This is a genomic window from Candidatus Nitrosopumilus sediminis, assembly GCF_000299395.1.
GTDB classification, from domain to species: Archaea; Thermoproteota; Nitrososphaeria; order Nitrososphaerales; family Nitrosopumilaceae; genus Nitrosopumilus; species Nitrosopumilus sediminis.
This window is the reverse complement of the sequence record NC_018656.1, coordinates 621,637-635,239: the sequence shown is the minus strand read 5'-3', so window position 1 is coordinate 635,239 and position 13,603 is coordinate 621,637. Positions and strand designations below refer to the sequence as shown.

Here is a 13,603-nt window from a genome sequence, read left to right as displayed (position 1 = left end):
TTAAGAGATTGATCCAGAGTAATCCCGAAGGGCGATCATGTAAGGATTGTGGTCATTATGAGACTTCCCATAATCTGAAAATAGACTCAACAAAAGGTATGGAATACTTTTCATCAAAAGAAAAAAGATCGGGTTGTAAGAAATGTTCATGTGAAAAATTCCGATAAAAGGCACTATGTTGCATGTAAGACATATTCCCCTTGTAAAAGGTCGGAACATGTTTTTTTTGTTTGTCCATACATTAGTACTTGTAATAATGCACCAAAGACTACAAAGAGACTAGATTTATGAAATTAGAGTGGCACTCCAAACTCCATTGCGGTGTCTAACTTTTAGTTCTACACTCTCTAAATTCTAACTTGTACTGCTGGCGAGTTTTGTAAATTTAGTTGATGCCAGACCTTTTTGTTTATACTTCGAATGTTACAGCGCCTGCTTGAGCATTTACTTGTACAGTAGTTATCATTTTTTTTCTTTGAAATGTTTTAGTCAATCCATCAGTAAAGAAATCTTTTACTAAAATAGGTCGGGGGTTATTCAATAAATAATTCCTTGTTAATCCAAGTAGTTGTTGGGGAAATTCTAATTCTGGATTTGAAACTTGTTGAACAACTACAGGAATTCTAGTAATACCTCTTCGCCTTAATGCATACACTCTATGAAAGCCGTTATTTAGAATAAGTCTACCATTTGCATGATATACGTTGATAGGGCTAGTTCCATATCCCACAAAAAGAGTAATTGCTTTAACAGGAAATCCGCCTACTTGAGTCATACCAATATCATCTTCAGAGATTTGATCTTTAAGATGTCCACCCAAATATCGAAAGTCTGGACTAGGGCTAGAAAAAATCCAAGAACTCTGAGATGTTTGAGTGACTTTTGGTTCTGGAGGAGAGGGATTTAGAGGCAAACAAATATCGATAAGATCATCAATAGATGGATTATCAGGTATTCGTTGTTCCATTTCATTAACATAATTTAGATAAACATTCCTTTGTGTGGCCACAAGAGTATCAATGTCTACCAATCCAAAAACAGAAGGCATATTTGAAAATGTTCTTGGAAAAAGAGGGCTGTTTTGCAAGGTTGTTAATTTTTCATTTTGTTCTATTGGAAAAATAGTCATATTGTTTGCGACCTCATTTTCTTGTGTCTGTATTTGTTCAAGAGAAGATCTTGCCTGCTGCCAAGATGTTAAGGTATTTGACAAATCAGAAATTTCACCTGGAGAGCAATAAGTTCTAACAATTCCAGTTACTTCAGGTTGAGTCATTGCGGCATAAAGATAGAGATATGGTTGAAACTCTTCAGAACTCATAATGTATGATAAGAATACTTTGCTTTAAGAATTCTGGATCCTATCAAAATAAATTCCTAGAAATATAGAAATCAATTCAATTATGTTTAATATTACTATGAAGATTCACTTCTATGGATATCTATTCAAATGAATTTGAGACAACCGTAAAATCATTTTATACAGTTTTAAAAGTTGAAAACCTTTTTCAAAAAACTGATTTTCATACTCGGTACGGAAATCAACTATTGCGTATTGGGCACCAATTCAATATTCTAAATAGAAAAAAAGACATTACAAATGATTTTTTGAATGAATACATTACATGGCATAATGAAAAAAATCCTGATTTACCAATGACAAAAAATGAGGTTGTAGTTGAAATTACAACATTTTTCTGTAACTTTGGCTTAGTTCATTACGAATTTTTAAAGAGATTTTTCATTGAAACCTTACTGCTTGAGAAATTAAAAGAAAAATCACCTAAAATTAAACTCGGAAATGTTCCCACATATGGAGCATTAGTAAAGGCGTTCAGAGAACTTCCAAATTATAATGTAAAAATGGACGAATTCTTTGATGAAGGTTTTAGGAATGCTTTGGCACATGATACATGGTATTTTGAGAAAGAAGGTCTAGCATATAGAGATATGAAAAATGAGATCACAGTAATTCCATTTCCGAAAATTCCAGACAAAATATTCACAATTTCAAAAGTTTACACGCTAATAACATCCAACTATTTTCAAGATTATGCCCCAGAAGCTGTAGATTTTTGGAACAAACACAGTTCTGAGGTAAACAAACATTTTCCATTATATGGAATGTCTGAACTTCAATAATGTTAATCTGACACAAATTAGACGAAATAATCATGAGTGTAAAATTAACTGATTTTGAATCTGATCTTTTACGATTGAGTATAGTGCATAATAGATTTGAATCAATATACTTAGAATATCCAAATCACATGGTAGAAGGAAGAAAAGCATTGTTTCTCAAACATTTGTTCCGAGAAATAGTTGTAGAGCAATTACATAATTTTATCAAAATTAGAAATGATTTGAGAAAAAATTCTAAATTTGAAAAACTTGATGAAATAATAAAAATAATGGTTGAGCCTATTTTAGAGCATAAAAAACCAATAAAAGAACTAAGAAACAACTATGTATCTCACATTCAAGAAGGAGGAAGGAAATTCAAAGAAACAACAAATGAGATTGTTTTAAAATACAATTTTCCAACATCATTTTCGTTTTATCAATATCTTGCAGGGTTAGTTTCTTACTATAGTTTAATCGTCAAAAATAATTTTAAAGAAGAATACAAAAAATCAGCAAAAAAATATGAGGCAATAAGAGGAGAGCAAATTCAAATTAACTCAGGGTTCAAGATGAAAGATGTAGATGATAAAATTCAAAAAATTCTTTTTGAGTTAAAAAATTCTTTAGAAAAACACGGGTTTTCAATTACATAGAACATAGTCTTAAAAATACTGTTCAATCCACTGTGCCCTCATAGGGCTTTACAACATCAGTTCGGAACTCCTTAGACGGGCAGTTTTAGCTGTTGCTATTTTGCAATAGCAGAGTTTGAGCTGTTTTTCATTTTTTAGCCCCTCACCGATAAATTTCAGCAGTAATCATTTTTTTATTTACCCTGTATTAGCCTCATTTTAAATCAAAAATGATTAAAATGAAAACAGCTAGACCAGCTACCCTTAGAACAGCTAGTCCAGCTACCAACCCGCCTCTTTGTATGGAATGTTTACGCATGAAAAATTTGTCAAAAGTAGCTGGTCTAGCTGTTGCGTTTTTTCAGAAAATGAAAAATCATGTCTTATAATACAGGACTTATAAGACATTTTTTGATGTTTTATAAGTCGTATATTATAAGTCGTCAAAATTATTTTTCCTGCCAATAACAATTTGAGATTTGTTTTTCTGTGAATTTTCAATCATATTCAATACAAGTTCTAATTTTTTATTGGTAATTTCATATTTTTGTTCCAGTTCTTGTATTTTCTTTTCTTTATCGTCATCCAGATATTCAAAAACTTGTAATGATTTTTCTGCTTTGAGGTATAGTTCAATCTTGTCCTCAAGGGTCAATCTATCATATCTTTTCATGTATTGATCATGGCCTGCTAGAGCATGGCCAAATCCATAATCAACTCTATTACATTTAGTCACAAACCAAGAGCGTAATGAATCACCCAAGGACACATGAAATATTCCAGACTCGTACTTCTCAGATAATCCAATCTTCTCACGCAGTCTGCCAAAAATTTGCAGTTCACTTAGCCGTATTTGCTCCATTGTCTTGTTTGAAGGATTGAAAATAAACGAGTTGCCATTGATTTTTTTAAGATATGGTAGTAGTTCCTTTTCGGCCTCTTTTGAGATAAAGGTGATTCTAGGTTTTTTGGTCTTTGTGATTTTTGCAGGAATCTTGACTAGGATTCGCTCATATTTTTCCAACTCTAAATCACACTTTCTAATTTGCAATACCTCACTTGGTCGCATTCCGCTAGAGGACATTACGAGATATAGCACTCGCCTCAAGCCCGTTTGATTATTCAGTATCAGATGTAATTGTTCTCTTGTTAGCGGTTCTCTTTCTTCCTCCACAATTCTAGGCAAGGTTAGAGCATCTTTAAGATCATCAGAGGTTATCTTGAATCCATAGAATCGAAGATAGCCCTTGATTGCATATACTGTGTGTCGGACATAACCAGAACTAATGGTGTTGGCATTTAGACGATTTGTCTTTCCACTAAGGTAATTCACAAAATCCTGCAAAATATCAAAAAGTACCACGTCTTGATTGTTCTTCATGGATAGTATTTCATCAAGGATTACCTCGTTTGGTTTGTTGTATGTGTCTTGCAGATAACTATCAAACCTTCTCAGGTAGGACTCAATATTTTTGATTGTTCCTTTTGATTTTAGTTGGATTCTATCAAGGTAGTTCTCAATGTTGCGAGTCTTGGTAAAAGTAGGTTCTGCGACGATCAATGATTCTTACTTCCATTAAACGATTTATTAGTCAATACGGAATAAAAGGGTCTGAATGTTATGTAGGGTTTCATCAAATTCTATTGAATCTTTCTAACAAAGCAAGAAAAATCACGAGATTCATAGATCATCTTTAAAAACGTGAATCAAGATCAAAGAATATTGCAACAATTTGCAAATACCCATTCAATGAGAAATGAGATTCTCAGTTTGATGGTAGAGAATAGATTAGAAGACGATTGTTATGTGGAGATGTTAGATTATACTATTGACCTATTTGAGAGTCAGGGACTCGGAACAGAGTATTATGGATATCACAACATCAACCATGAATTAGAAGTAACATATGTTTCACTTTTAGCAGCCAAACAAAATCAAGTTCAATTCACAGATGAAGACATAAAATATCTGTATGTTTCAGCATTGTTTCATGATTTTGATCCACAAAAAAGTGTTGATAAGCCTCACGAAGAAAGTGTTTTGAAATTTATTTCAATGGATAAAAAACTGCAGAATTTAATTAATTTAGCAAACTTGGACTTGGAGATAATCAAAGTATTGATTTTGAGAACCACATATCCTTGGAGCGGAAAATTAAAACAAAATGCAGAAGAACAGATCAAACAATGTTTTGAAAATTCAGATTTAACAAGAAATAACTTGGCATATCAAGAACATGTAATGGATATGGGTTGGTATCTGTCTGTGGTAGATAGAATTAGCGGTTATGCATTGGGAGATTTTGCAAAAGCAATGGAGATGGCAAAAATGAACGCACATGCGTTAGCATGGAGACCATCGTTGATAGTTAGAAGTGCAGTGGCATATTTTGAAGAATTGTTAAACAAAGAGACGGATATGGCAAAAGCAATTCTCAAAGTGTTACCAAAAGAAATGCGAAAAAATTTCTTTGATGCAGTATTATCATTTATGAAAATCAGGCAACAAGAGATTACAATTCAAGCAGATTATTCATACGAAAATTTGAAAATGATTCCTACGATCGAGTCAATGATAACAAGAAATGACCCAAAATTCATAGAATCATTATATAAAATATTTTTAGAATTGCCTAGACCGCTGCAATTTGAAAAAGAAAATTTTGAAAAATCAGTCAAAGATCCTCGAGTAATTATCAATACATTAAGACTAAATGACAAAAATGGAGAAATAATCGGATTTTCAAAAGGAGGACCGCTGGAGAATTACAAATTGCGTGAAGAGATTAGAGATGAAAATTATGGTTTAGGAAATACAATATTTTTAGAACCTTTGGCTTTGAAAATGGGTTATTGGGGATTGAAAGGAGGAAGTGAAATGCGTCACATGTTTATCATGCAATCGCACTCCATGAAATTCAAGTATATGACCAGTTTTGCATTAAGAGATGTCATTAGATCTAGGATAGATAAAGAGCAAGCAGAATTTGTCACTCTGTTTGACCCAGAGAGATGGGATTACTATAGAATTCAAATATAGAAACACCATATGAAAAAATCAATTTTAAAAACATTAGAATCAGAAATTCAAGGAAACGTCTATTCAACAAAAGAATTCAGAGAATTTTATTCAGTAGATGCAAGTTCTTACAAAATCGTCCCAAAAATTATTGTTATTCCAAAAAATGAGAGGGATGTTATCAGAACTGTAAAGATTGCAAAAGAATTCAAAACATCTGTTACTGTAAGAGGTGCAGGGACAGGTCTTGTAGGCAGTGCACTAAACACAGGAATAATACTAGATATGAAAAATTTTGATTCAATCAGGCTTGGGAAAAATCACGTTACTGTAGGAACAGGAGTTCTCAAAGGTAATTTAGATAAAGTATTAGAAAAATCTAAAAAGTTTTTACCACCAAACCCATCAATTGGATCATTTTGTTCAATTGGAGGAATGTTAGGAAATAATTCAAGTGGAAGTAGAAGTTTGAAATATGGAAGCATGATAGACAATGTTGAAGAAATTACATTTGTTGATGGTAATGGTAAAAAAATAATCCTTCCAAAAAATAATAAAAAGTCCAAAGAGATTATTAAAATTACAAATCAGATAGATTGTAAAAAATTTCCAAACGTAACTAAAAACTCATCTGGATATAGATTAGATAAAATAGAAACAATTAATGACACACATAAAACTATAATTGGTTCAGAAGGAACATTAGGGATAATACTTTCTGCAAAATTAAAAATCAAAAACAAACCAAAAAAGAGAATACTTTTTGTGATAGAATATAATTCAGTGATTAAAGCTGCAACAAACTGTAGAGATATCAACAAGACAAATCCATCAGCACTTGAATTTGTAGATAAAATTACATTTGATCAAATTAATTACAAATTTGATAAGAAAAGCAAATGTTTACTTTTTGTTGAATACGATGACAAAATCAAGTCAAATGAAAAAAAGATTCATCAGATCATAACAGGAAAGATTGTTAAAAAACTAAAAACAGATAAAGAAATTGCAGACTGGTGGAAATATAGAGATTTATCATTACATTATAGTTTAAAATCGATTAAAAAAGAAAAACGAATTCCACATGTAATAGAAGATGCAGCAGTGCCATTAAAGTATCTCCCAAAATTATTTTTAATTTTAAATAAAATAAATAAAAAATACAATACAAAGTCAATAGTTTATGGACACGCGGGAAATGGAAATGTGCATGTACGGTTAATTTCAGAAAGGAAAAAAATTAGTATTATCAAAAACATAGCAAACGAATATTTTGATGAAATCTTGAAACTGGGAGGAACGATTACGGCTGAACACGGAGACGGCCTGGCAAGATCAGAGTATATTAAAAAACAATATGGGGCAAAAAATTATGAAATATTCAAAAATATTAAAAAATATTTTGATCCTGAAAATATCCTCAATCCAGGCAAAATCATAACCACAAAAAGTACAATCATACAAAATCTGGAAGAACTTTAAAAGAACCAGAATAATTCAAGAAAATACCTATGCAGAAACGCTTTTGTAACTAAAAAATGTCCAAAAAATCGTGTTAGGTAAGGGCATAGGACTATTAGCATTACTGATAATTGTTGCAAGTATCACACCAGCATTTGCATTAACAGAATTAGAAAGAGCATCAATAGATAATCCAAAGGTAACAAATGCGTTTGGTGTACCAATTGGAAATAAAATAAATGTTGATCAACAAATTCAGATCGCAGCAGACATTACAAACAATCAAGAAAAATCTCAGACGTTTTATTATCTCGTGCAAATTAAAAATTCAGAAGGTTTTACAATGAAAGTCGATTGGTTCAGTGGAAAATTAAACCCACATCAGAAATGGAATACATCGGTGTTTTGGGTACCGCAAGATGCAGGAGAATTTACTGCAGAAATTTTTGTTTGGGAAGGATTTCCAGTTAATCACAAGGCATTGGCAGAATACTCAACCATACAGATCAGCGTAAGTTAAAATTTTGATAAAAAATTTATCAATTATTTAACAAATATGAATAATTTATTCCTGATTTTATTGAAAAAATACCCGATACGAAAAAAATTGGTCTGTAACACAATAAATGAGATCGGAGATTTGTCTAATAGTGAAAAAAGTTCAACAAGTTCTCGCTAATATGACCTTGAGCCTATAGAAAATATGACAATAGGATATTGTGTTAAGTGTCGAGACAAACGAGAAATCGGCGGCCCTAAACCATACACCATGAAAAATGGTAAACCTGCAATCAAAGGCACATGCCCAACATGCAGTACAGCCATTTTTAGAATTGGTAGAGGATAAATTTCTCACTAGAGAAATTTAGTACTGCCATTCATCAGTAAGGCCATTCCATAGCGAACGCATTGGGGATGGATCTTTTTCTATTTCTTCAGCAATTCTATTTTTCAACACAAAAAAGAAGTTCTCAAGTGCATCCACACCTCCATCAGCAAACAATTCATGACCAATCTCTGTAATGCGTTTATGTTTATCAGATATTTCTACTGAATCCGGATTCTGAAGGCAAAATGTCATCAGATCTATTAATTCCTCTTCCAACATGAAATCCATTATAAATTACTGAAAAACATAGTCAAATTTAGATATTCAGATAAAAAAGAAAAAAGAGATTATTTTAGACGTCTGTAAATCTCTTTGAACTCACATGATAGGTTATATGACATGTTAAGTAAATGAGCAAGCTGATTCATAGACGTCTTATCATGACCTAATTGTCTTAACAAAGTCAAAGCTTTCTGAGGAGAGCTTGAAGACAAAGGGCTCTGACCAGACCATGTTTTAAAAGCATCTTCCACATCCAAACTGAAATTCAAAACAAATTCTTTCCAATAAGGCATTGCATTAAGAGCTTTTTCACTTAGAAGAACTTGAGATAATTCACGAAATTCATTTTTTCGGTCTAGATACAGCATATCCAAAGCTTGATGAATTTTCTCGGGCTTGTATCCCCCAGTGTTTAGCATGTACATTCCAGCAATACTCATGAGATATTATTCTCACAATCAAAGATAAATTAAGCAGACGATTTTCTGAAAATTTGTTAAAAAATTTTAAAATAAATTAACAAATGTATAGTGTTTAAAAAAAATTCATTGGAATGGGTCTATGAATGGACAGTTTACAATATGGTCACTATCCATTGGACGCGCAATACCAATGTTGATCAAACCAGCTTCCCTGTATGCATTGATATCATCAATGGTTTCTAGTAATTGTGCATTTTCAGGATCATCCCAACCAATCATAAAGATTCTCCACATTGGAGAATAATTAGCATCGCCGGGAGCTCCTACTGCAATTCCAGGTTGGAATCCTAATGGACCTGTTCCTGTCAAACCATTTTTGAATTGATACAAGTCTACTGCTGCTGAATTTGCAATCAAGCTTGCAGATGTTGGTGAACTAACAACACCCATCATTCCGGCAGGACCACTTGGAGTAGCATCTGTTACAATGTAATAGATAGTTCTACCATCAGGACCCCATCCACGATGAGCTATGAAAGTTACAGTCATCTCTTCTGTATCGATATCAAGAACTTGACCACCACCATAAGGCGTAGTGTCAGTTAATGTCACATCTTTAATTATCATCTGACCTTCAGGCCAAACAATTTGCGGCATATTCAAAACCACATCAACGGATGTCAATGTAATTTCATTGTTCTCAGCTGCTTGCATAATCATTGCTTCTGAATCAAGTATTCTTGGAGTTACACCTTCATTCCATGTAACATGTACATGTGAAGTCAATGCACTGTAAACATCTGCTTGTGCAGGAGTACTAGTGAACACTTGGCCTTGGTATCCGTGTATACCATCGCCTTCAATGCCGTTGGTAAACAAGTATACTTTTGATAGTGCTTCTTCAGGAGTATTCTTCAACAACGGAGCAAGTTCTACTTGCCATCCTTGATTTGTAGTAATTATTTCTGCATGTGTTGGATCACTAGAATCGGTGATGATATAGTAAACATCTTCACCGTTGTAGTAACCTTGATGCATAGGAATTGTTGCCGGAACATTTGCTCTTGATAATCTAAGTACAGAACCCAAGTCTGCTTCAGTCTCATCTTCCATGGTCGCTTCCATCATAGATTCATCATGTTTCATCATGGCTTCCATTTTTTCTTCAACTGAAGCTACAGGAGTGACTTTTTTTTGCCCTGCTTCCCAAGCGGCTTTACCGCCTGGAATTTCAGAACAAAGTTGTAAACCACAGATTCCAGTAGAAGAACCATATTTCGAGGTTCCAATACCTTTGCTTTTCAGTGCTTCAGCATCTGAGAAATAATCTGTTGTCATACCTGCTGTAAACAAGGGTAAAATTGCAAGAAGTGCAATGTATCTTAGACTCTTGTTCATGCAGTTGAAATTGAAATTTTGTTTAAAAGAATTTGTCCAAATTGTGCAATTAGTTGGCTAGTTCTGAAAATCTATTTGCAACATAATCCCAATTAACAACATTCCACCAAGCTTTAACATAATCAGGTCTTTTGTTTTGATATTTCAAATAGTATGCATGTTCCCATACATCCAAACCCAATAATGGAAATTTTCCCAAGGTCCAAGGACTAGTTTGATTTTCAGTAGTTATGATTTCAATTTTGTGATATGTTGAATTGAAAACCAACCAACACCAACCACTGCCTTGAATATTGATTGCTTTTTCAGAAAAAACTTTTTTAAAATTCTCAAAATTATCAAAATACACATCTATCTGATCTTCTAATTGCCCACCTGGTTTTCCATCACTATTTGGAATCATTGTTTCCCAAAACAATCTATGATTTTCAAAACCACCTCCAAAAAAATTGATTGCGCTTCTTCCTGATTCAGGGATGGATTTTAAATCAGACAGTATAGATGAAATGTATTGTGGATGAGATGCACTTCCAACATCGGCAAGTGCTTTGTTTAGCCCATCAACATATGATTGATGATGTTTTTGATGATGAATTTTCATTGTTTCAGTATCTATGAAAGGTTCCAATTCATTATAACCATAAGGCAATCTTGGAAGTTCATATCTAACCATAAATCAAATCAGTATAATCCACATATATTCTTCAAGTGCAAAGAATGATAAATCTTAAGAAAGTGAGATCAACATGAGGAAACTAGGTACAATTGATTTAGAAATTTTGCATTTAGCAATTAATGAAAATGGAACATTTAATGAAAACAATTTAGAGAATTCGGAATTAAAGAGACTTGGAGTTGGGAAACTTTTAGATGCTCTTGCCACTTTGAAAGATAGAAAAATGATTTCATTAAACACTGATGGGTCATTTACAATCACGGAATTGGCACGAGAGATTCTTTGGAATGATAACATACCAACATGGGCAAGAATACTACGATTACTATACATCAAATCATGTAACATGGAGAAGATCGAAGACATTCTAAAAATACCAAAAGAAGAATTGTTACCAGAAATTGAAAAATTAAGAAAAAATCAATTTGTATTGATGTCCCCGCAAAGATTAGATGAGAAAGTAATCAAAGTGTATGAGATTTTACCTGAAGGTATTGAGGCGATAGACAAAACAGAAACGGATGGATTTGAAAACACAAAGTTTGGAGAGCCAAAATCCGAAGTTGAGATTTTGAGCATCGTAGATGAAATCCAAAAAGAAATTCAAGATACCCAATTAGAGCCAATAAAGAAGGATTCAATCAATGAAAAATTATTAAAACTAAAAGATAAATTAAAAATTTAGTTATTTTGAGCGAACCTTGTCTTGAATCTGAGCTAGTATGAGTTCTGCCTTATCTTTATTCTCATAGTTCTCTTTTGATTCATCCATGATTTCATCAATCTCATAACTCTTGTCTACTAGTACATTAGCAACATGATCATCTAAAGTTCCATTGCCTATCAAATAATATGCAAACACAGTATTTTTCTGACCAATTCTATGAAGTCTATCCTCAGCTTGTCTATGAATAGCAGGACTCCAGTCCAATTCTGCAAAAATAACATACTTTGCCCTAGTCAAATTGATACCAACATTTCCAGCACGTATACCTGCAATCATTAATTTTGATTCGCCTCTTTGGAATTTGTCTATTTGATCCTGACGAGTTGCATCAGATTGTCCACCGATAATTGAGACAGGGGAGAATTCCTGAAGACTGTCATGCAATAGTTTGTGAATTACCTTATGATGACAAAAAACAACAACGCTTTCTTCAATTTCCATAATGTTTTTAACAAAATTGATTACATGTGGAAGTTTAGCAATGCCTGCAATTTGTCTTTCACTTTGAATTGCTCTATGGTAAGAAGCAGATTTAGAAAATTCGGTTTCAGCATCTTTCTGTTCGGCCTCAACTTTCTTCCAAATTTTATCCAACTCTTCAAGATAATAATCAGTGTCTGCTGCAATAACTTCCTTATAACGAACTTTATCTTTTAGTTCTTTTAGCACATCAGCCTTTTTTCTTCGAAGCATTACATGTTTTTGTAATTCATTTCTAAGAGATGCACGTTTGTTTTCTAAAACAATTGCTTTTCCTTTTTCATTTACATAACAAAAATACTCACAGAATTCCTTGAAACTTCCAAGTAGTCCGGGTTTTATGATATCTATGATTGGCCATATTTCCGAACCACGGTTGTAGATTGGGGTTCCAGACAGTCCAATTCTATAAAGAATAGATGGAAGTGCTGCTAATTTTTTTACTGCTTTGTATTTTTGAGTTGTTTTTGATCTCAAATTATGTACTTCATCACAAACAATTGTCCTGAGTCCTAATTTTGATAAATCATCATTTCTTTTGAAAAGCAATTCATAATTAATTATGTAAATATCTGTTTTAGGAAGTTCTTGGGATTTGCCAGTTCTAATAATAGTAACACTGGGAGACTCTGATTCAATAATTCTCCCATTCCTACTTTTCTTTTTCAGAAATTTCTCAATTTCTCTCTCCCAATTATTTAGGGTAACTAAAGGTGCAACAACAAGAAGGGGAAATGTTTGCTTTTCAGTTGCAGCATAAGATAACGTTTGGACAGTTTTTCCAAGACCCATTTCATCTGCCAATAAAGCATTGCCAGAGGATTTTAGCAAAAAGTCTAATCCTTCCTTTTGAAAGTTTAGTAATTTTCCTCTAAATTGTTCACCTGTTTTTGCTCGTTTTAGTTTTAGTTTGACGGGGGGCAGTGTAGGTTTTGGAGCATATGTTTTTACAATTTTTCTTTGCCAGATTGATTTTGATAAAATTTCAAGAGGATATCTGTCCATGATTAATTTTAGCTGTTTTACAGTTTCAGTACTGTCTGGAATGATAATCTCATTAACGTTTTCTCCATACCATGCCTCGGAAACAAGGCGAGATATCATACTAACTGCACGATCACCTGTAACTTTCCAGCTCCAGGTTTTGGAATATTTGTCAAGGACATATTCCAATGTTCCAATGTTTTCCATGGATGTTTCCATAATTTGTCGACAGAAAGTTTTTTTGCCTTATGAATCTTCATATTTTTCTCGATCATTAAAAAAGAAATCAAAAATCTACAAGAGTTAAAATATGATACCAGTTTCTACTTTAGGGAGAAATATTTGGGATAACTCCTAGGCTCAAAATTGAATGAAATCTATAATTTTAAAGGGATTTTCAGAGATAGAATTAGTTCAATAGAAACAGAATAACAAAAAAGAGATCAAATCACATTTTCATTTTAAATTATAATTATTTCCACACGGCGAATTTCCAAATCTATGAGAAATTTTTTGTTAATGGATATCTAAAAGTCAGAAAATAGATCATTTTTGAAATGAAAAAAATA

14 protein-coding genes are annotated in these 13,603 nt (G+C 32.8%); 7 read left to right on the top strand and 7 right to left on the bottom strand.

What is annotated here, in order from left to right; translation table 11 throughout:
• Positions 1-409 precede the first annotated feature (409 nt).
• A complete protein-coding gene (locus NSED_RS03875; protein WP_014964941.1) occupies positions 410-1,321 on the bottom strand; it encodes a ParB N-terminal domain-containing protein in 912 nt (303 codons plus the stop codon).
• A 227-nt stretch (positions 1,322-1,548) separates the two neighbouring features.
• Between NSED_RS03875 and NSED_RS03870 the strand changes: the two genes are divergently transcribed.
• Both NSED_RS03870 and NSED_RS03865 read left to right on the top strand, forming a co-directional pair.
• On the top strand, positions 1,549-2,142 hold the full coding sequence (locus tag NSED_RS03870; protein WP_237737707.1) for a hypothetical protein: 594 nt from the start codon (positions 1,549-1,551) through the stop codon (positions 2,140-2,142).
• Positions 2,143-2,174: 32 nt separating this feature from the next.
• On the top strand, positions 2,175-2,777 hold the full coding sequence (locus NSED_RS03865) for a hypothetical protein (protein ID WP_014964939.1): 603 nt from the start codon (positions 2,175-2,177) through the stop codon (positions 2,775-2,777).
• Between the two features lie 412 nt (positions 2,778-3,189).
• Here NSED_RS03865 and NSED_RS03860 read toward each other — a convergent pair whose 3' ends face one another.
• Positions 3,190-4,317, bottom strand: a complete 1,128-nt coding sequence (locus NSED_RS03860) for a tyrosine-type recombinase/integrase (protein WP_014964938.1) — start codon at positions 4,315-4,317, stop codon at positions 3,190-3,192.
• 162 nt (positions 4,318-4,479) lie between these two features.
• Here NSED_RS03860 and NSED_RS03855 point away from each other — a divergent pair, with 162 nt between their 5' ends.
• From NSED_RS03855 to NSED_RS10945, 4 genes are all read left to right on the top strand, one after another.
• Complete coding sequence (locus NSED_RS03855; RefSeq protein ID WP_014964937.1) at positions 4,480-5,796, top strand: HD domain-containing protein; 1,317 nt, start codon at positions 4,480-4,482, stop codon at positions 5,794-5,796.
• Positions 5,797-5,805: 9 nt separating this feature from the next.
• Positions 5,806-7,257 carry an FAD-binding oxidoreductase gene (locus tag NSED_RS03850; protein ID WP_014964936.1) on the top strand — a complete coding sequence of 484 codons (1,452 nt, stop codon included), beginning with the start codon at positions 5,806-5,808 and terminating at the stop codon, positions 7,255-7,257.
• 70 nt (positions 7,258-7,327) lie between these two features.
• Complete coding sequence (locus tag NSED_RS03845) at positions 7,328-7,756, top strand: hypothetical protein (RefSeq protein WP_014964935.1); 429 nt, start codon at positions 7,328-7,330, stop codon at positions 7,754-7,756.
• A gap of 183 nt (positions 7,757-7,939) precedes the next feature.
• Positions 7,940-8,083 carry a DUF5679 domain-containing protein gene (locus NSED_RS10945; RefSeq protein ID WP_014964934.1) on the top strand — a complete coding sequence of 48 codons (144 nt, stop codon included), beginning with the start codon at positions 7,940-7,942 and terminating at the stop codon, positions 8,081-8,083.
• A gap of 18 nt (positions 8,084-8,101) precedes the next feature.
• Here the strand turns inward: NSED_RS10945 and NSED_RS03840 are convergent, their stop codons facing one another.
• From NSED_RS03840 to NSED_RS03825, 4 genes are all read right to left on the bottom strand, one after another.
• Positions 8,102-8,317, bottom strand: coding sequence for a hypothetical protein (locus NSED_RS03840; RefSeq protein WP_237737706.1), 216 nt, complete (start codon positions 8,315-8,317; stop codon positions 8,102-8,104).
• Between the two features lie 95 nt (positions 8,318-8,412).
• Positions 8,413-8,787 (bottom strand): hypothetical protein, encoded by a 375-nt coding sequence (locus NSED_RS03835; protein ID WP_014964932.1) that lies wholly within the window; start codon positions 8,785-8,787, stop codon positions 8,413-8,415.
• Positions 8,788-8,892: 105 nt separating this feature from the next.
• Entirely contained in the window at positions 8,893-10,167 is a 1,275-nt protein-coding gene (locus tag NSED_RS03830; RefSeq protein ID WP_014964931.1) for a DUF7482 domain-containing protein, read from the bottom strand.
• A gap of 49 nt (positions 10,168-10,216) precedes the next feature.
• On the bottom strand, positions 10,217-10,840 hold the full coding sequence (locus tag NSED_RS03825) for a superoxide dismutase (protein WP_014964930.1): 624 nt from the start codon (positions 10,838-10,840) through the stop codon (positions 10,217-10,219).
• Between the two features lie 73 nt (positions 10,841-10,913).
• On the opposite strand from NSED_RS03825, the gene NSED_RS03820 reads away from it, so the two are divergent.
• Positions 10,914-11,528: a hypothetical protein gene (locus tag NSED_RS03820; protein WP_014964929.1), complete on the top strand. Its 615-nt coding sequence runs from the start codon at positions 10,914-10,916 to the stop codon at positions 11,526-11,528.
• Here NSED_RS03820 and NSED_RS03815 read toward each other — a convergent pair whose 3' ends face one another.
• Positions 11,529-13,253, bottom strand: a complete 1,725-nt coding sequence (locus tag NSED_RS03815; protein WP_014964928.1) for a DEAD/DEAH box helicase — start codon at positions 13,251-13,253, stop codon at positions 11,529-11,531.
• Positions 13,254-13,603: the final 350 nt, after the last annotated feature.

Coding starts and splice junctions, on each gene's coding strand:
- NSED_RS03875 (WP_014964941.1), bottom strand. CDS start 1,321: ATGAGTTCTGAAGAGTTTCAACCATATCTCTATCTTTATGCCGCAATG.
- NSED_RS03865 (WP_014964939.1), top strand. CDS start 2,175: ATGAGTGTAAAATTAACTGATTTTGAATCTGATCTTTTACGATTGAGT.
- NSED_RS03850 (WP_014964936.1), top strand. CDS start 5,806: ATGAAAAAATCAATTTTAAAAACATTAGAATCAGAAATTCAAGGAAAC.
- NSED_RS10945 (WP_014964934.1), top strand. CDS start 7,940: ATGACAATAGGATATTGTGTTAAGTGTCGAGACAAACGAGAAATCGGC.
- NSED_RS03840 (WP_237737706.1), bottom strand. CDS start 8,317: ATGACATTTTGCCTTCAGAATCCGGATTCAGTAGAAATATCTGATAAA.
- NSED_RS03835 (WP_014964932.1), bottom strand. CDS start 8,787: ATGAGTATTGCTGGAATGTACATGCTAAACACTGGGGGATACAAGCCC.
- NSED_RS03830 (WP_014964931.1), bottom strand. CDS start 10,167: ATGAACAAGAGTCTAAGATACATTGCACTTCTTGCAATTTTACCCTTG.
- NSED_RS03825 (WP_014964930.1), bottom strand. CDS start 10,840: ATGGTTAGATATGAACTTCCAAGATTGCCTTATGGTTATAATGAATTG.
- NSED_RS03820 (WP_014964929.1), top strand. CDS start 10,914: ATGAGGAAACTAGGTACAATTGATTTAGAAATTTTGCATTTAGCAATT.
- NSED_RS03815 (WP_014964928.1), bottom strand. CDS start 13,253: ATGGAAACATCCATGGAAAACATTGGAACATTGGAATATGTCCTTGAC.